Origin of the sequence: Echinimonas agarilytica (assembly GCF_023703465.1) — a bacterium.
Lineage (GTDB): Bacteria > Pseudomonadota > Gammaproteobacteria > Enterobacterales > Neiellaceae > Echinimonas > Echinimonas agarilytica.
In genome coordinates this window covers 102,792-119,779 of record NZ_JAMQGP010000011.1, presented here as the reverse complement: position 1 = coordinate 119,779, position 16,988 = coordinate 102,792, and the positions used below count along the sequence as shown (strand labels likewise).

The 16,988-nt window shown below is 45.1% G+C and carries 15 protein-coding genes; 5 read left to right on the top strand and 10 right to left on the bottom strand.

The features are described 5' to 3' along the window. Window positions 1–229: 229 nt before the first annotated feature. The 4 genes from ruvX to rsmE all read right to left on the bottom strand — a co-directional run bounded on the left by ruvX (window position 230) and on the right by rsmE (window position 3,026). On the bottom strand, window positions 230–667 hold the full coding sequence (ruvX, locus tag NAF29_RS17900) for a Holliday junction resolvase RuvX (RefSeq protein ID WP_251263001.1): 438 nt from the start codon (window positions 665–667) through the stop codon (window positions 230–232). Further along, window positions 667–1,233, bottom strand: a complete 567-nt coding sequence (locus NAF29_RS17895) for a YqgE/AlgH family protein (RefSeq protein WP_251263000.1) — start codon at window positions 1,231–1,233, stop codon at window positions 667–669. The genes ruvX and NAF29_RS17895 overlap by 1 nt, the downstream gene beginning before the upstream one ends. Window positions 1,234–1,337: 104 nt before the next feature. Continuing rightward, a complete protein-coding gene (gene gshB, locus NAF29_RS17890) occupies window positions 1,338–2,285 on the bottom strand; it encodes a glutathione synthase (protein WP_251262999.1) in 948 nt (315 codons plus the stop codon). A gap of 9 nt (window positions 2,286–2,294) precedes the next feature. Continuing rightward, window positions 2,295–3,026, bottom strand: coding sequence for a 16S rRNA (uracil(1498)-N(3))-methyltransferase (rsmE, locus tag NAF29_RS17885; protein WP_251262998.1), 732 nt, complete (start codon window positions 3,024–3,026; stop codon window positions 2,295–2,297). A gap of 186 nt (window positions 3,027–3,212) precedes the next feature. Between rsmE and NAF29_RS17880 the strand changes: the two genes are divergently transcribed. After that, a complete protein-coding gene (locus tag NAF29_RS17880; protein WP_285817846.1) occupies window positions 3,213–3,890 on the top strand; it encodes a tRNA-uridine aminocarboxypropyltransferase in 678 nt (225 codons plus the stop codon). A gap of 115 nt (window positions 3,891–4,005) precedes the next feature. On the opposite strand, the gene metK is transcribed toward NAF29_RS17880, so the two are convergent. Beyond that, window positions 4,006–5,154: a methionine adenosyltransferase gene (gene metK / locus NAF29_RS17875; RefSeq protein WP_251262996.1), complete on the bottom strand. Its 1,149-nt coding sequence runs from the start codon at window positions 5,152–5,154 to the stop codon at window positions 4,006–4,008. Window positions 5,155–5,694: 540 nt separating this feature from the next. Between metK and pgk the strand changes: the two genes are divergently transcribed. From pgk to fbaA, 3 genes are all read left to right on the top strand, one after another. Then, complete coding sequence (gene pgk, locus NAF29_RS17870; RefSeq protein WP_251262995.1) at window positions 5,695–6,858, top strand: phosphoglycerate kinase; 1,164 nt, start codon at window positions 5,695–5,697, stop codon at window positions 6,856–6,858. Window positions 6,859–6,971: 113 nt separating this feature from the next. Next, complete coding sequence (locus NAF29_RS18365) at window positions 6,972–7,457, top strand: prepilin-type N-terminal cleavage/methylation domain-containing protein (protein ID WP_285817845.1); 486 nt, start codon at window positions 6,972–6,974, stop codon at window positions 7,455–7,457. A gap of 193 nt (window positions 7,458–7,650) precedes the next feature. Further along, the gene (gene fbaA / locus NAF29_RS17860; protein ID WP_251262994.1) at window positions 7,651–8,730 is read left to right on the top strand and encodes a class II fructose-bisphosphate aldolase; all 1,080 of its coding nucleotides are present in this window, start codon (window positions 7,651–7,653) and stop codon (window positions 8,728–8,730) included. 69 nt (window positions 8,731–8,799) lie between these two features. Here fbaA and NAF29_RS17855 read toward each other — a convergent pair whose 3' ends face one another. After that, entirely contained in the window at window positions 8,800–9,954 is a 1,155-nt protein-coding gene (locus NAF29_RS17855) for a right-handed parallel beta-helix repeat-containing protein (RefSeq protein WP_251262993.1), read from the bottom strand. Between the two features lie 182 nt (window positions 9,955–10,136). Next, window positions 10,137–10,868 carry a PEP-CTERM sorting domain-containing protein gene (locus NAF29_RS17850; RefSeq protein WP_251262992.1) on the bottom strand — a complete coding sequence of 244 codons (732 nt, stop codon included), beginning with the start codon at window positions 10,866–10,868 and terminating at the stop codon, window positions 10,137–10,139. 313 nt (window positions 10,869–11,181) lie between these two features. Here NAF29_RS17850 and NAF29_RS17845 point away from each other — a divergent pair, with 313 nt between their 5' ends. Continuing rightward, window positions 11,182–12,060 (top strand): PEP-CTERM/exosortase system-associated acyltransferase, encoded by an 879-nt coding sequence (locus tag NAF29_RS17845; RefSeq protein ID WP_251262991.1) that lies wholly within the window; start codon window positions 11,182–11,184, stop codon window positions 12,058–12,060. Window positions 12,061–12,128: 68 nt separating this feature from the next. Here NAF29_RS17845 and prsT read toward each other — a convergent pair whose 3' ends face one another. The 3 genes from prsT to wecC are packed head-to-tail and all read right to left on the bottom strand — an operon-like array spanning window position 12,129 to window position 16,983. Further along, window positions 12,129–14,897 carry an XrtA/PEP-CTERM system TPR-repeat protein PrsT gene (prsT, locus tag NAF29_RS17840; protein WP_251262990.1) on the bottom strand — a complete coding sequence of 923 codons (2,769 nt, stop codon included), beginning with the start codon at window positions 14,895–14,897 and terminating at the stop codon, window positions 12,129–12,131. Then, on the bottom strand, window positions 14,894–15,742 hold the full coding sequence (locus NAF29_RS17835; protein WP_251262989.1) for a hydrolase 1, exosortase A system-associated: 849 nt from the start codon (window positions 15,740–15,742) through the stop codon (window positions 14,894–14,896). Before NAF29_RS17835 ends, prsT begins: the two co-directional genes overlap by 4 nt. Then, the gene (wecC, locus tag NAF29_RS17830) at window positions 15,742–16,983 is read right to left on the bottom strand and encodes a UDP-N-acetyl-D-mannosamine dehydrogenase (RefSeq protein WP_251263004.1); all 1,242 of its coding nucleotides are present in this window, start codon (window positions 16,981–16,983) and stop codon (window positions 15,742–15,744) included. Before wecC ends, NAF29_RS17835 begins: the two co-directional genes overlap by 1 nt. Window positions 16,984–16,988: the final 5 nt, after the last annotated feature.

Sequence of the window (16,988 nt, the reverse complement as noted above, 5' to 3'; positions counted from 1 at the left end):
CAATCGCGCCGATGGTAGTGTGGGGTTTCCCCATGCGAGAGTAGGTCACCGCCAGGCACCTTTTCAGAGAAAGCCCGATTCGTAAGAGTCGGGCTTTTTTGCGTTTACGGATTTCGTTATATGCACAAACGTCCTTGTCTTGGCATTCTAGCTGCACGCATATTTATCAGTTTTCGCATACAAAAAAGCCTGCTTTAAGCAGGCTGTCAAGCGTAGTTACTAGCGCACGTTAATTGCAACTCCATAGAGATTCGAAGTAACTTTCGATGATAAGAACCGCAGATACGCTATCCACTTTTCCTTTAGAAAGCGCCTTAAAACCACCCATTTCAAACAATCGAGCTTTTGCGTCGACTGTGGTCAGGCGTTCATCGTGTAGCTTTATGGGCACACCGAAACGGCCGTGAATACGATTGGCGAACTTCTTAGACCGCAATGTCAATTCTTGCTCCGTGCCATCCATATTTAACGGCAGGCCAACCACCACTAAATCGGGCTGCCATTCTTTGAGTAATGAGCCAATGATGTCCCAATCAGGTATGCCGTCGGTGGCTTTGATTGCTGCCTCTGGTGAGGCTGTTCCAGTGATCTCTTGCCCAATTGCTACGCCAATGCTTTTGGTGCCAAAATCAAAACCGAGCAGTGTACGTTGGCCTACATTCGCCATTAGGCATGACCCGACTGAGTGCTAATCTGGGCGATGTCTATACCTAAGGTTCGGCCTGAAGCTTCCCACATATGTTCTGCATCTATCTCAAAAATAATGTTTTGATCAGCAGGAATGATGAGCCATGAATTATCAGCTATTTCCTGTTCTAATTGCCCTGCGTCCCAACCCGCATAGCCAAGCGTTACAAGATATTTGCTAGGTTCTAGGTCAGTGCCCAATATCTGCAGTATATCTTTCGACGTTGTGATCATTAGATCATCGTTCAATACCATGCTCGACGCCCAGCCAGGCTGAGAAGTATGTAGTACGAATCCGCGTTCTTGATTAACTGGACCGCCAGCAAATACCGGTTGCTTCAAGCTGTCGGAAGACAAGTCATCGCGGTGCAAGTCATGCACTTTTTCGAGCAACTCGGACAAGTTAAGATTTTTGATAGGCTGATTGATCACCAGGCCCATAGCACCCTCTTCGTTGTGCTCGCAAACATAGGTTACGGAGCGCTGAAAGTAGGGGTCCTCAAGTGAAGGCATTGCAATGAGCAATTGGCCTTGAAGATTATCCATAGGCTGCTTCTTTAGTCGACTGATAGGGCTATTATGGCAGTAATTGACCCTTGAAAAAATAGCGGCGACACATGCGATGCATGAAAGTGTGCCACCCTATTTGGCTAATTCATCTTTTTTTCGATTGCATCCATCAGTTGACCCGCAATATCGATGCCGTAGGCGCTCTCGATTTCACGAATACATGTGGGACTTGTCACATTTACTTCTGTGAGTTTATCCCCAATGACATCAAGCCCAACAAATATAAGGCCGCGCTTCTTTAATTCAGGCCCTACGGAACGAGCAATTGCCCAATCGGAATCGGATAGGGGGCGAGCTTCTCCACGCCCGCCGGCTGCCAAGTTTCCGCGCGTTTCACCGTTGGCCGGAATACGAGCAAGGCAATAAGGTACAGGTTCTCCGTCGATCATAAGAATGCGTTTATCGCCGTCCTTGATCTGTGGGATGAAATTTTGTGCCATGGCGAATTGACTGCCGTGCTGCGTAAGTGTTTCGCAGATGACACCGATGTTTGGATCATCCTGCTTTACTCTAAATATAGATGCACCGCCCATGCCGTCTAACGGCTTGAGAATAATATCTTGATGGTCTTTCAAGAACGCCTTAATTTGAGATGAATTACGTGTGACTAGCGTGGTAGGCGTGTGCTCTGCAAACCATGCGGTAAAAAGTTTTTCATTGCAGTCTCGTAAGCTAGCAGGTTTATTGACGATCAACACGCCTTGCTCTTCGGCGCGTTCAAGCATGTATGTGGCGTAAATAAATTCAGTATCGAATGGTGGATCTTTACGCATCAACACGGTGTTTAGATCGTCTAAAGGCTTGTCTTGTGCGTCGCCTAATGAATACCAATGGTTGGCATCTTCTTTGACAACAAGTTTACGCATTGTTGCTCGGGACTCGCCTTGAATGAGATATAAGTCATTCATTTCCATGTACCAAAGGTCCCAGCCACGGGCTTGAGCAGCCAATAGCATGGCAAAGCTTGAGTCCTTCTTGATGTTAATACCCGCAATTGGGTCCATCACGATACCGAGTTGAACTGTCATTATATATCCTTAGCCTAAGTCGCCAAATTTAACTTGTAGCGCAGTGAGAGCGGTCAGTGCTGCTGTTTCTGTTCTTAATACTCGCGGGCCCAAAAGAACGCTTTGAAAGCCATGTTGTTTGCTTAACTCAATCTCTGAATCACTTAGCCCACCTTCAGGGCCAATGACCAGGCGAACACCGTGCGTTGGTTGTTCAAGACCGGAGATGCCAAACTTTGCGCTCGGGTGAAGGTTGAGTTTTAGCTCGTCTGATGGTTGTGATACCCAGTTTTCGAGTGCCGCAGGTTTGTGTATTTCGGGCACTATATTACGTCCGGATTGCTCACAGGCACTAATCGCTACTTGCTGCCAATGCGCCAATTTTTTTTGCCAGCGATCGGCATGCAACTTTACCCCACAACGTTCGGTAAACAGCGGAGTAATGGCAGACACACCCAATTCAACTGCTTTTTGAATGGTAAAGTCCATCTTGTCGCCGCGACTGATGCCTTGGCCGATGTGTACTTTTAGTGGCGATTCATTGTGAGTTTGCACGTGATCGCCTAACTGTACGTGAACGGTACGTTTTGCTACATCGGTGAGTATCGCAGAATAGTAACCACCAGAGCCATCAAAGAGGTGGATTTGTTCGCCTGAGCGCATGCGCAATACGCGAGCCACATGGCCTGCTGCGCTATCACTTAATTGCAGGGCTTGCTGCGCTATGAGCTGTTCTGGGTGAAAAATGCGTGTGGTAGCCAATGTCGATCAATCGCAAGTCATCATAAGTCTATGCTAGCAGATATGGGGGCGGGAGCGGCTTTATCAAGTAAATCATAAGGCAACTTTTAGCCACACTACACGAGTGGTAAGATGCAGCGATCGTACTCAATGCAATTGCTCTTTATAATGAGCTATTGAAAAACACTAAATGGGTTGGCCTTGGCTATGAATGCAGTTCGCCAATTGTATGAAATCAATAAGCAGCGGAGCACGCGGCCCTATATTGGGCGTGGCAGCCATAGTGTTAGATGCGCCGATTGTCGGTTGCCGCCTTTAAAGTGTATTTGCCACTTGCGACCGATGCCAGAGGCTTCGGTGCAAATCATATTGTTGATGTATCAGGGCGAAGTCTTTAAACCCAGCAATAGCGGTTGGCTTATAGGCGATGTGGTGGCGCAGACCAGTGCTTATCAATGGTCTCGCACTGACGTTGATCCGACACTACTGTCACAGTTAAACGCGCCTGATGTGCAGCCGTTCGTAGTGTTCCCCGGCGATTATGCAGAATCAGAACGAGCTGTGTTTGAGCATGTTCCCGCACTTCCAAATCACAAGCAACCTCTGTTTGTTCTCTTAGATGGTAGTTGGCGAGAAGCGCGTAAAATGTTCCGAAAAAGCGCCTATTTAAATGAGTTTCCGCTGCTATCGTTTAACCCCTCTGAAATGTCACGGTTTGCTTTAAGAAAGGCTTCCCATGACTACCAACTTGCAACCGCTGAAGTTGCAGCAAGAGTGTTAGACGTAGCGGGGTGGTCAAACGAGGGTGTGCGGTTAGATGCTTGGTTTGATGTCTACAATCAAGCCAGTCTTAGTGAAGCACGCCGAATCCGCGATCATCAATGAGTTGCATTAAAATTGGCGCAGAGGCAGTGCATTCTTATCCATAAACGTCGGAAACAGTAGACACAAAAAAGCCCAGTCGGAACTGGGCTTTTAGAATGTTGAACCATTCAGAGCGTTATTTAATACTGGCTTTGAGTGCTTCTACTTTATCCGTCGCTTCCCAAGGAAATTGAGCTCGGCCAAAGTGACCATAGGCTGCTGTTTCTTGATAAATCGGACGCGCTAAGTCGAGCATTTCTTGTAGGCCGTAAGGGCGAAGATCGAAATGTTGACGAACGAGTTGAACCAGAGTTTCTTCGTCGTACTGGCTGGTACCAAAGGTGTCAATACTAATAGAAGTGGGTTCTGCTACACCAATCGCATAAGATACTTGTAACTCAGCGCGGTCTGCTAAACCTGCTGCGACCAGGTTTTTAGCAACATAACGTGCTGCATAAGCTGCGCTTCGATCGACTTTAGAAGGATCTTTACCTGAGAATGCACCACCACCGTGACGAGCCATGCCGCCATAGGTATCGACAATAATCTTACGCCCGGTTAAACCGCAATCGCCCATTGGGCCGCCAATAACAAAACGTCCGGTTGGGTTAATGAAGTACTTCGTGTCTTTATTTAACCATTCCGCAGGTAATACAGGTTTAATAATGACTTCTTGTACCGCTTCGATTAAGTCTTTCTGGTTCACTGAGTCGCAGTGCTGAGTAGACAATACAACGGCATCAATACCAACAGGTTTACCGTTTTCGTAGGCAAACGTGACTTGGCTTTTGGCATCAGGCCGAAGCCAAGGTAAAGTGCCATTTTTACGAACTTCAGCTTGGCGTTTCACCAATTTGTGCGAATAAGTAATTGGAGCAGGCATCAGCTCTTGAGTTTCGTTGCTCGCGTAGCCAAACATTAAACCTTGGTCGCCGGCGCCTTGTGAGCGCGGGTCATCGCGATCAACACCTTGTGCAATATCAGGAGATTGTTTACCAATCGCGTTTAACACTGCGCATGAATCTGCGTCGAAGCCCATATCTGAATGGGTATATCCAATTTCACGAACCGTTTTACGAGCAAGCTCTTCAATATCGACCCAAGCTTCGGTAGTAATCTCGCCGCCAACCATCACCATGCCGGTCTTTACATAAGTTTCACAAGCTACGCGAGCTTTCGGATCTTGCTGAATAATAGCGTCGAGTACGGCATCAGAAATTTGATCGGCTATCTTATCCGGATGTCCTTCAGAAACTGATTCTGAGGTGAACAAGTGTTTTGCCATGAGTATGCATCCCAATAATTAGAAGTTTATACGTATTTACGTCTAGACGTCTATTCTAGTTATATCCTCCCTAAATTACTAGGTGTTTATCATTTGGTAAATATCAAAGGACATTGATACTCAAGCGCTTGGTTTTAAAGGTTGAAGTGTTGTTTTGTAACGAATTAATGACGACTGGTCTGATGCCTATATTGAGAGTTTGCAGCAAGGCTGTTGCACTTTATTATATAGCGCGGGTTGATTTATAATGTTTAACCCCAAGATTAGTAAGCAAATTAACATTTGATCCGAACCAAAGTGTGATACATCTCTGATGTAAATCAATTACGATTTTGTTCATTTGTAACATAATGCCGCCGTTAGCCATAAGATCTCGTATTACGAGAGCAAATATTTTCACTGCGCTGTCATCTGGTTCTACTAGACTAAGCTCTTTAAGTTGAACTCGGCGCAATAAAAAGGTGCAGCATTGATGCGCCAATACTTGATTTGAACCGCTTAGGTTCGCCCCCATAACGAAGCAATTCTAGAGGAACCATCATGTCCGTATTGAAAATGAGTGACTTGGATTTGGCAGGCAAGCGTCTGTTTATCCGTGCTGACCTAAACGTGCCAGTAAAAGACGGCAAGGTCACATCTGACGCACGTATCCGTGCATCAATTCCGACAATTCAAATTGCGTTAGACGCAGGTGCAAAAGTTATGGTGACGTCGCACTTGGGTCGCCCTACCGAAGGCGAGTACGCAGATGAGTTCTCTTTGCAGCCTGTGGTTGATTACTTAAATGAAGCGTTAGATGTTCCAGTGCGTCTGGAAAAAGACTATGTGAATGGTGTTGAACTTAACACTGGCGAAGTTGTTGTTTTAGAAAATGTTCGCTTCAATAAAGGCGAAAAGAAAAACGACGAAGCATTGTCTAAGCAGTATGCTGCATTGTGTGACATTTTCGTCATGGACGCATTCGGTACGGCTCACCGTGCACAAGCGTCAACTCACGGTGTTGGCATGAATGCACCAGTTGCTTGTGCTGGCCCACTATTATCAGGTGAGTTAGAAGCACTTGGCAAAGCAATGGACAATCCAGCGCGCCCAATGGTTGCAGTTGTTGGCGGTTCAAAAGTATCGACTAAACTTACAGTACTCGATTCATTATCTAAAATTGCGGATCAACTCGTGGTAGGTGGTGGTATCTCGAATACCTTCGTTGCAGCCAAAGGTCATAACGTAGGTAAATCGCTGTACGAAGCAGACTTGATTCCTGAAGCTCAACGCTTAATGGCAAGCTGTGATATTCCAGTTGCAACAGATGTTCGTACGGGTACAGAGTTCTCTGAGACTGCGCCGGCAACAGTGAAGTCAGCGAGTGAAGTTCAAGATAACGAAGAAATCATGGACTTAGGCGATGATTCAGCACAAGCAATGGCTGATATTTTAAAAAATGCTAAGACGATCATTTGGAATGGTCCAGTAGGTGTTTTTGAATTTCCTAACTTCCGTAAAGGTACTGAAGTGGTTGCTCGCGCAATTGCTGAGTCTGACGCTTTCTCAATTGCTGGCGGTGGAGATACGCTCGCAGCAATTGATATATTTGGTATTGAAGATCAAATTTCTTACATTTCTACCGGTGGCGGTGCTTTCTTAGAGTTTGTAGAAGGCAAAACGTTACCAGCAGTAGCGATGTTAGAAGAAAGAGCAAAAGGTTAACTGCTTCTGATTGAACGGGAGCTTGACTCCCGTTTTTCTATTTTAGAGGTTGAAAGTAGCGCTCTAAAATAGAAAGCTAAGCAAATTATAAGTAGTGAGCTGTGCAAATCGTTATGCAAAAACTTCAAGGTTCTCAGCGTGGATTTACGTTGATTGAACTAGTCGTTGTCGTCGTTATCTTGGGGATCTTGGCAGTGGTTGCTGCCCCACGCTTTATCAATATTCAAGATGATGCCACTTTATCTACGCTGGAAGGGTTTAAAGGAGCCATTAATGGCGCTAACTCTCTCGTATTTGGTAAAGCCGTGTTTGCAGGGTTAGAAACAAATCCGAATACACCCATTGATATCGATGGCACAACGATTGAAGTCCGATATGGTTTTCTTGAGGCTGAAGTCGAAGAAATGACATTCGCGTTGAACATCAATGAAGACGATTGGATTATGGAAGAGGACTTCCCGAATAACGATAGCATCACTATTTGGCCAGCAGGGCAGGACAAGAACACGTCGAATTGCAGTTTGACGTACATTCAAGTGACTACTCTGGGCGGAATACCTGAAATTGAAATTAACGCTGATGACGCGTCCGATTGTTGATTATTCAGCACTTTCGGTCACAATATTGACTGAATACGTCACTGTGATTTAGTTGATTTAAAGGTTATCGCAGTATGATCAAGAACACGATATTGGTTTGGCTCAAAGAAGTTTAGGTTTTACTGAAAGCTTTCGACTAAACTAGTTTCAAAAATACACAATTTATATTTATCAACCCAACAGGATAAACATCATGTCACAGAACATTTTTGATGTTGTTAAACCAGGCGTATTAACTGGTGATGACGTAAGTAAAGTCTTCGCAATAGCAAAAGAAAAAGGTTTCGCACTACCAGCAGTGAACTGCATTGGTACAGATTCAGTTAACGCAGTATTAGAAGCTGCCGCAAAAGTTAAGTCTCCTGTTGTGGTTCAGTTCTCAAACGGCGGCGCTGCGTTCTTTGCTGGCAAAGGTTTTAAAGGTGAAGGCCAACAAGCGGCGATCTTGGGTGCTATCTCAGGCGCTAAGCATGTTCACAATATGGCTGAAGCGTATGGTGTACCAGTTATCTTGCACACCGACCACGCGGCTAAGAAATTATTGCCTTGGATTGACGGTATGCTTGACGCGGGTGAAAAACACTTTGCAGAAACAGGCAAGCCATTGTTCAGCTCTCACATGATCGACCTTTCAGAAGAAAGCCTTGAAGAGAACATTGAAACATGTGCTAAATACCTCGCTCGCATGAGCAAAATGGGTATGACACTAGAAATCGAACTCGGTTGTACTGGTGGTGAAGAAGACGGTGTTGATAACACAGATATGGATGAGTCTAAACTTTACACTCAACCATCTGAAGTTGCTTATGCATATGAAACATTGAATGCGGTTAGCCCTAACTTCACGATTGCTGCATCTTTCGGTAACGTTCACGGCGTTTACAAGCCAGGTAACGTGAAACTGACTCCTACTATTCTTCGTGATTCACAAACTTATGTGTCTGAGAAGTATGGTCTTGAGAAGAATGCATTGAACTTCGTATTCCACGGTGGTTCAGGTTCTTCACAAGAAGAAATTCAAGAGTCTATCGGTTACGGTGTGATAAAAATGAACATCGATACAGATACTCAGTGGGCTTGTTGGAACGGTATTCGTGAATACTACATCGACAAAGAAGCATTCTTGCAAGGTCAAATCGGCAGCCCAGATGGCGATGATTCACCGAACAAGAAATACTATGATCCACGCGTTTGGTTGCGCCATGCTCAAGTATCAATGGTGACTCGCTTAGAGCAAGCATTCTCAGATTTGAACGCTGTAGACGTACTGTAATCATATGTGTAGGGCTGACATAGCCCTCTAAAAATACTGAGTGAGCCTCGCCATTTCGGCGGGGCTTTTTTATGGGTGCTTGGGAAGGGGAGGTAGATGAGGGTATGGCGCTAATTTAGCCTCTGCTCTTGAGTCAAAGACAAAATTAAGGCCTGGCAGGTTTGTTGTTTGGCTTGAGATAACAAGATTGGATGAAGCCACAACTGCGGTATCAGGATTTTTTAAATGCAGTAAGTTGTTCTTACCATCGCGCTCTAGAATGATGATGTTGTCACGCATTTTGATTGTGTTTAATGAGTATTTTTTACCCTCTAGCCCGTAACCAATCGCCGTTTCATTGACTGAACGTGGGCCCTGTTCAAGTATCGATTCCAAAATAAACAACTCGCCACCATTTGGAATATCAATTAATCGACTGTCGAACCCTGATAGCGATGCAATAATGCTTCGTTGAATCAGAGTACGTGATGCGCGTGACTTGATTTCATGGCCTTGATCTTTGGCACCTAAAAATACCGAGTCAGAAATATAGAGCTCCGTATCGCTACCCACGTAAATACCATGTGCTCTTCCACTCTTTCCAAGGTTAATAAACCAACTGTCTTCAATGATGATCTTACCGGCTTTATTTGATGTCAGAAGGCCTTGTTGGCCACTATGAAAGTAAACATGCTCTAACGATAAATTTTTACCGTGAAACCGAACACAAGCGCCATTTTGTGCTTTTGCTTTAATATTTCGGCATTCGATATTTCGGATAGTGAGATTGTTAGCTTTGGAAACAATTGCGCCTTTTCCATCAACGATGGCTGATTCCAAAACAACATGTCCGAGCCCCTCAATTGTGACGTTATTTGCTTTGACAATAAATGCCTGTTGATATGTGCCTTGGCTGATCTGGAGAGTATCGCCACTTGATAATGCATTTGAAGCGGCTTGGAGTGACTTAAATTGATCGGAACGAATGATGTTGGACGATGTTGGAAGCGCGGGTTTTGGGCTCCATTGATCAAATCCAAGTTGTTTTAGATCATCCTTAAGTGAATAGCGGATGACTTCTCCAAAGATAACATTGGCTACTGGGGGAGCGGTCTTACGTAGATTTTTTTCAACGGACTTTTGTAGACCCCAGTAAAAATCAGGCTTAGCGAATACAACCCACAATAGTGAGATGTTAATCAGAATGCCTGTGACGACTAAGTACTTCTTGATAAAACCTGCCACGCTAAGAACTCTCTTCCTTGAAGGTGTTTGCCACTGTTTGATGTTTGCCATGAAAGCTGTTGCTCAACATAGCATAAATTCGATGTTGTTCCTTTCAGGAAATGCAGCTTAGCCGCGTGCTTTAGACACAAAAAAGCCGCCATAAAGGCGGCTTTTTCAGAGAGACTAAGTAGAGTCAGGAATTAAGCTTTACGACGACGAGCTGCGCCAGCAAAACCTAAAAGACCTAAACCTAACAAAGCGATAGAAGCTGGCTCTGGAATAGATTGGCCAGAGAAGCTACCAGTACCTTCAGAAACAACTACACCACCAGTCACGCTGTTGTTAGGGAAAGCAACTGTTGTTTGAAGATCAGAACCGTCAAACTGAGTATCAGTGTCGAAGTTGCTTGCAGCCAAGCCGCCAACTACGTCTAAGATACCGCGACCCAACAAGAAGATTGGGTTACCGTTGATTGTAGCCAAGTCGCCGATGAAAGAACCCATCACGCCTGCAAAACCTAAGTCAGTCAAGTCAGTTGAGTGACCAGCAAGTTCCAACCAAAGGTCGCCGTCTTCTGATTTAGAAGAATCACCTGCAGAGAAGTTTTCTGCATAATCAACGTAAACTTTCAGGCTGAAAGAAGCATATGCGTTTGAAACATTACCGCCGTCTACTTTAGTGCCAACAACGTTAGCGCCGCCTGCAGCAGATGCAACGAAAGTTAGTTCACAACCAACACAGTTATAATCAGTTTCGTCAATCAAACCCCAAGTAGTGAAAGAACCATCTGGATTCAATTCTTGGAATACTTGACCTGATGAAATGTTGTTGCCGCTTGGTTCAAACTCAACGCCACCAATGTTGATCACGCTTGCTGATGCTGTAGCGCTTACTGCTAAAGCGAATGCTGCTGTCATTATTTTCCGTAACATAATTTACTCCACTATCTTTTTAGTCAGTTCGAGAAGCAGTGACTGCTTCTTCAAGAAATTTGTTAATGCTCGGTTAACTTAAAGCATTGTGCGTGCCAAGTTTTTAATGTGTTGTTTATTAAGGGTAAATTGTATTCTTCTGGTTTTTGGTCGTGAGCTGCGTATAAAACTTGTAAAATATTTTGACATCGAATAGTGATCGAATTCTGCGAGTGCTACAGTTAATTAACAATGTTATTAAGTATTTAACATTTATGAGCTCAATTACATGCCACAATATATGAAACATAAGGAAGTAGGAGTCATCAGGTAGATGAATAAAAAGCTCAAGCGGTACGCGGCCATGCCCATCATCGGACCATTGGTTAACATTGCGATTAAAGTTATGATTAATCGTGAAGGTACCCGAATAGCAAAGCACTTTTCAGAATTTCTCTTACCCCAAGTCGCTTATAGAAAAGATACAGTGTCGGCTGTATACCGTATTCGGCATCAAGTTTACTGTGAGGAGCTCGAATTTGAGGCTCCTAGAGATGATGCTAAAGAATCGGATGAATTCGACAAGTACAGCCGCTATTGTTTGATGCAGCACAGGTCATCAAAAGATTATGCTGGAACGGTACGGGTGGTTGCTCCGCAAGAAGAAGATGAGTTGCTGCCGATTGAGAAGTATTGTGCTCATGCTTTTGAGGGGGCCGATTTAAAGCCAAGCGACTTTGCGCGTAAAGATATCTGTGAAATATCCCGATTGGCAGTACCTGCTCAATTTAGGCGTCGTAATACCGACCGCTTCAAGGGCGCAGCTACCGGTGCTATTAACGAAACAAGCTACTCTGCTGAAGAGTTGCGCTGTTTTCCATTCTTAGCGATTGGTTTATATCTGGCAGCTGGATCATTGGCGATTCACAGTGAACATAAACATGCTTTTGTAATGATGGAACCTCGTCTGGCACGGAGTATGGCTTTCATTGGTGTTAAATTTCGCCAACTGGGGCCTGCCATCGAGTATCACGGTAAGCGTGCACCTTATTACATTAATGCTGAAATGCTGCATCGTTCCTTGCCTGATGGGTTTAAGAAGTTGTATGCCGTGATCGATAAGCATATTGAAAAAGATGGTCGGGAGGCGCGCCTTAGTGTCAAGCTGGACTCGGACGATGTAGATGCTCGGCAGGTACGCTTATTTAAATAAAAATGCAAAGACCACAAAAAAGCCGCTTGGAAAGCGGCTTTTTTGTGGTCTTAAGAATGTGTCACAGCTTATAGCTGGCTCATTAATTCCGCTTTAAGCGTTTCCAGTGCTTCTGTAGGAGGAGTCGTGGTGCTTAGAACCTGCTTGGCTTGAGTTTTTTGGCTGTTAGCAACTAGAGCCGCAGCATAGTGGATGGCAATTTCTTGGTTACTGCTATCTGCTTCATATGCTGTTTGTAAAACTTCCAATGCTTTTGCACTGTTGCCCGTCTTAAGCAATGCAAAGCCATATGTATCAGCAATTGCGGGGTGTTTCCCTGCCGCTTTATAAGCTCGTTCAGAATATTCTTTGGCAGGGCCAAATTGACCTTCCTCTAAGTGCAGCCAAGCCAAGTTATTCAGTGCCATGACGTTACCAGGGTTTTCGGCTAACACCGCTTCATAGTGTTGTGCTGATTTTGCGCTATCAGTCCCCATGTACAAATGGGCTAACTTCAAGTGAGATGGGGTGGTATTTGTAAAGTTCCCCATATCTGCTTCGATCACTTCAATGGCTTTTTCTGAGTTGCCTGTAAGTTCATAAACATCCGCCAGAGACGTCAAATTACGAACCGTAGGACGCATTTCGTAATATTGTCTCCAAAGCTCAATACCCTTGTCGAAATCTTTTTGATGAAGCGCAATACGAGCTTGTAAGCGCACTGCAACTGGGTGCTGTGCAGTCTCATCATCCATGTCTTCAATCGCAAGGCGAGAAGCACGAACTTGATCGTTCTCAAACAGCATGGTTGCCAGTATCAACTGAAATGATGAGTCAGCAGGAAATTCTCGAATTGCGGCTTTTGCATTTTGTAGCGCGTCAGAATAGTCGTGCTGTAATTCATTTGATGCAATCAAGCGTTGGTGTGCCTGTTTACTATCTGGGTTGAGCTCCACCCATGTTTTGTAAACATCTTCGGCTTTAATTAGCTGGTTGGTTTGAATATACAAATCACCTAGTAACTGACGTGTTGGCGGAATTTGTTTTTCTTCTGGAACGGATGTTAACAATTCGATGGCTTGTTCTTTTTGGTTGCTTGCTGCAAGTCCAACACCGTATGCCCATAGTAGATTCGCGTTGTTGGAGTCTGCATCATAGAGTTGCTTCACCCACTCGGTAGCTTCGGCACCACGGTCGAGTTGTCCCGCTGCAGCCATAAAGTTGCGAACAACATAGGAGCGTTCTGCGTTGTACTGGATGTTTTGCTTTGCAATGGCAAAAGCTTCTTCGGTTTTGTCTTGCTCCATGTAAACGTTAGATTTACTCAGTAAGGCAATCGGATCATTGGCAGAAATTTCGAGCGCCTGGTCCAGTAAGGCAATCGCTTGATCACCATTTCCTTGTAACTTCTCGACTAAGCCTTTGAGTGTGTAACCTCTAGAGTCGTCCGGATGTAATTGGATTAAATCATCGGCCGCTTTGCGAGCTTCATCGGGCTTGTTTTGGTTGAGTAAGCTATATACCAAAGCTAAGCGAGCTTCGATTAGGTCAGGGTTGGTATTCAGCGCACTTTCGAGCTCTGTAATACCCGACGAATCTTGATTGGCTAATTTCAAGATACCCAACTTCACCGTATTCGCACCGGTTTCATCCAATGAGGCCGCTTTCTCTGCGTATGAGAGGGCTTTTTTCTCTTTACCGGCTTTAGTGAGCTCTGACGTTGCTGTTGCGAACAGCATGGCATCGGAGTCTTGCAAGTCTGTTAGACGATCGAGTGTTTCGGTGGCTTGATCAACGTAGCCCAACTGTAATTGAAGATAGGCATACAAGCGATTGATCATGTGGTCGTCTGGCAAGCTGCCTTGAACGCGAGACAAGTAGCGATAAGCTTGCTCATACTGGTTGTCTTTCATCGATGAAATACCAGCAATAACAAATGCCGTCATGTTGGTACTGCCATTCTGCACCGCCATTTCTGATGCGGCTTTGGCTTCGCTAAAGTCTTGGCGCGCGTATGCAATACGAGCTTTGAATTCGTTGATGAGAGGGTGTTGAGGCGACAACTTCAACAACTTGTCGACATAGGGTTCGGCTTCATCAAATTTATTTTGTTTGATGAGACTTTGTGCCAAGTAGAGCTGGTTTTGTACCGCTTCTGGAACAAGTTCAACCACTGTTTCAAATGATGTTTGTGCACCTGCAAAATCGGCTTTCGCCATTTTGAGGTGGCCAGCAATGAGGTTTGCTTCAACATTGCTTGGTTCCACTGCCAAAACTTCATTCACAGTATTAATTGCTATATCGACGCGTTGCTCACGATCTTCTTTTGAAGATGTTGAAGCCTGCAGAGCGGCTTGGCCAAGCTTGGTATAAATGTTCTCAGATTGTTGTTGCTCGGCGATTAACAGCGCATCTTCTGCTTTTTCGACATCGCCACGGTTAAAGTAGCTTAATGCGTGAATCGCAGAAAGAGTGGCACTTGGGCCTGTATCTAGTCGAGGCGTGTCTTGGATAAGGTTATCCAATTCTTTATTTTTACCGAGTTTGTAAAAAGTGAGCGCCAGTTTGGGAGCTAGTTCGTTTGAGTCTGCCTCGTCAGTTAAGGCTTTACGGTATTCTTTTTCCGCTGCGAGATAAGAACCTTGGGCATAGTAGATATCGCCCAAAATAGTTCGCGCTTCTACGTTTTCCGGTGATTGCTTTACCGCATTTTTCAATTCGATGACCGCTGCTGCGGTGTTGTCTGACGCAAGGTAGCTGTTGGCGCTTGCCAAGTACTCTTCCGTTGATTTTTCTGCACCACAGCCAGCAAGGCCAATGAGTACTGCTGCTGCGATGGGTTTGATTAGTCCTTTCATGACCTTGCCTCAATATTTCCTAATTTGCACAACGCGTTCGACGTTAAGAAGTCTATTATGCACTTAATTAAAGATTGTTTAAAAATTGTATTCGAGAATGTATGGTCAGCGTTTTCAAAAGTTGTCACGCTCACATTCTCGGGCTGAGTATCGAGCCAGCTTTGAAGCTGGTTTTTTGCTTGTGTCGCAGTAAAGTCGTTGCCGCTAAAACCCAGTAAACATGGGTTCGAAAAGCGAGCCATGGCTTCCAATATTTGAACGGTTTGAGGGTTAGTGGTGCCGCGTTTGGACGAGCACCATTGTTGTATCAACCCTAAAATTTTACCGGGGAGTCGCCATGGGTGTTTCAAATGGCTCATCAGAGCCTCTTTGTTGGCTAATTGAGGTAAATAATGCTGATTCAACACGGCTTTGGCGTGTTCTGATTCATCCCTAAAATATGGGTTCAACAGAATTGCGCCAGCAACTGGCAAGTCTTTCATAGCGAAAATGCTCGCTGTGGCACCATCACATAGCCCAAAAAACACAATAGGGATCTTGCTGGGGTGAGTCTCCACTAGCCAACGATGAATGGCTTGGATGGAATCGCCAATGTTGGAATATGCTTTTGCTTCGCCTGTGCTATCACCCCAGCCTGCAATATCGAATCGAATCGAAGAGACACCAATATCGGCAAGTTGGCGGGCTATATGAACAAAAAGCCGGTGAGGACCGACTTTAGTCTGAGGCTGCCCAGCAATAAAAACAACGGAGCAGCTAGGGTTATCAACGGCGTGATGAATCCCTGCTAAGTTAGCCTTGCCGCACCGTATAGATACGGCGATTTCCTTCGCCGTAACTGCCATTAACCAAAAATACCTCGGGTATCAATGACCATCGCTTGCTTGGTGTCGGCAGCTTGAAGCTTCTTAAATTCACGGTGATCAACCAAAACGGCTAAAACATTACATGATTGTAAGGCTTCATCAAGCGACACTAAACGAGCGCCTGCATCGACTAAGCTTGCAGGAAGCTCAGTGATGTTAGGCTCTACAATCAGCACTTCGCCAGCGCCACTTGCAGTGAGTTCTTCTGCAATTGCTTTTGCTGGGCTTTCGCGCAAGTCATCAATATCTGCTTTGAAAGCGATGCCAAGGCAAGCAATCACGGGGCGCTTAAATTCGTCGGCTGCAGATTTGATTTGATGCATCACATAGTGCGGTTTGTGATCGTTAATCTCACGAGCTGTGCGGATCATACGTGCCGTTTTAGGGCTTGAATCAACAATGAACCAAGGGTCCACCGCTATACAGTGGCCGCCCACGCCAGGGCCTGGGTTGAGAATGTTGACTCGTGGGTGACGGTTCGCTAAACGAATCAATTCCCACACGTTGATATCAAGCTCATCACAAATCATTGAGAGTTCATTGGCAAATGCAATGCTGACGTCCCGAGAAGAGTTTTCGGTCAGCTTCGCCATTTCTGCGGTGCGCGCATTAGTCACGATGCAGTCACCGCGTACGAATGTTTTATATAATTCAATTGCGCGTTCAGCACAGTGGGTAGTGATCCCGCCAATAATGCGATCATTACTCACTAATTCTTGTAGCACTTTGCCTGGCAATACACGCTCTGGGCAGTGGGCAACTTGGATGTCGGCTTGTTCGCCTTTATCGGTTGGGAAGCTCAAGTCTGGGCGTTCTTTTTGCAACCACTGACATAACTTTTCAGTGGCGCCAACAGGTGAAGTTGATTCCAAAATCACCAAGTTGTCTTTTTCCAACACAGGAGCGATGGCTTGAGCCGCCTTTTCGATATAGGTCAGATCTGGCTCTTTATTGCCTTTAAATGGAGTTGGAACAGCAATCATAAACGCATCAGCTGGCTCTGGAGTCAACGTCGCGCGCAGTTTACCAGTGGTTACAGCGGCTTGAACCACCATGTCCAAATCCGGCTCTACAATATGGATCTTCCCTTGATTAATGGTGTTGACTGCATTTTCTGATACATCAACGCCAATGACTTCCATGCCACGAGAGGCGATTACTGCTGCGGTTGGCAATCCAATGTAGCCTAACCCAATTACTGAAATACGTTTGAATACCATATCGT

Coding starts and splice junctions, on each gene's coding strand:
- ruvX (WP_251263001.1), bottom strand. CDS start 667: ATGGCGAATGTAGGCCAACGTACACTGCTCGGTTTTGATTTTGGCACC.
- NAF29_RS17895 (WP_251263000.1), bottom strand. CDS start 1,233: ATGGATAATCTTCAAGGCCAATTGCTCATTGCAATGCCTTCACTTGAG.
- gshB (WP_251262999.1), bottom strand. CDS start 2,285: ATGACAGTTCAACTCGGTATCGTGATGGACCCAATTGCGGGTATTAAC.
- NAF29_RS17880 (WP_285817846.1), top strand. CDS start 3,213: ATGAATGCAGTTCGCCAATTGTATGAAATCAATAAGCAGCGGAGCACG.
- metK (WP_251262996.1), bottom strand. CDS start 5,154: ATGGCAAAACACTTGTTCACCTCAGAATCAGTTTCTGAAGGACATCCG.
- pgk (WP_251262995.1), top strand. CDS start 5,695: ATGTCCGTATTGAAAATGAGTGACTTGGATTTGGCAGGCAAGCGTCTG.
- NAF29_RS18365 (WP_285817845.1), top strand. CDS start 6,972: ATGCAAAAACTTCAAGGTTCTCAGCGTGGATTTACGTTGATTGAACTA.
- fbaA (WP_251262994.1), top strand. CDS start 7,651: ATGTCACAGAACATTTTTGATGTTGTTAAACCAGGCGTATTAACTGGT.
- NAF29_RS17850 (WP_251262992.1), bottom strand. CDS start 10,868: ATGTTACGGAAAATAATGACAGCAGCATTCGCTTTAGCAGTAAGCGCT.
- NAF29_RS17845 (WP_251262991.1), top strand. CDS start 11,182: ATGAATAAAAAGCTCAAGCGGTACGCGGCCATGCCCATCATCGGACCA.
- prsT (WP_251262990.1), bottom strand. CDS start 14,897: ATGAAAGGACTAATCAAACCCATCGCAGCAGCAGTACTCATTGGCCTT.
- NAF29_RS17835 (WP_251262989.1), bottom strand. CDS start 15,742: ATGGCAGTTACGGCGAAGGAAATCGCCGTATCTATACGGTGCGGCAAG.
- wecC (WP_251263004.1), bottom strand. CDS start 16,983: ATGGTATTCAAACGTATTTCAGTAATTGGGTTAGGCTACATTGGATTG.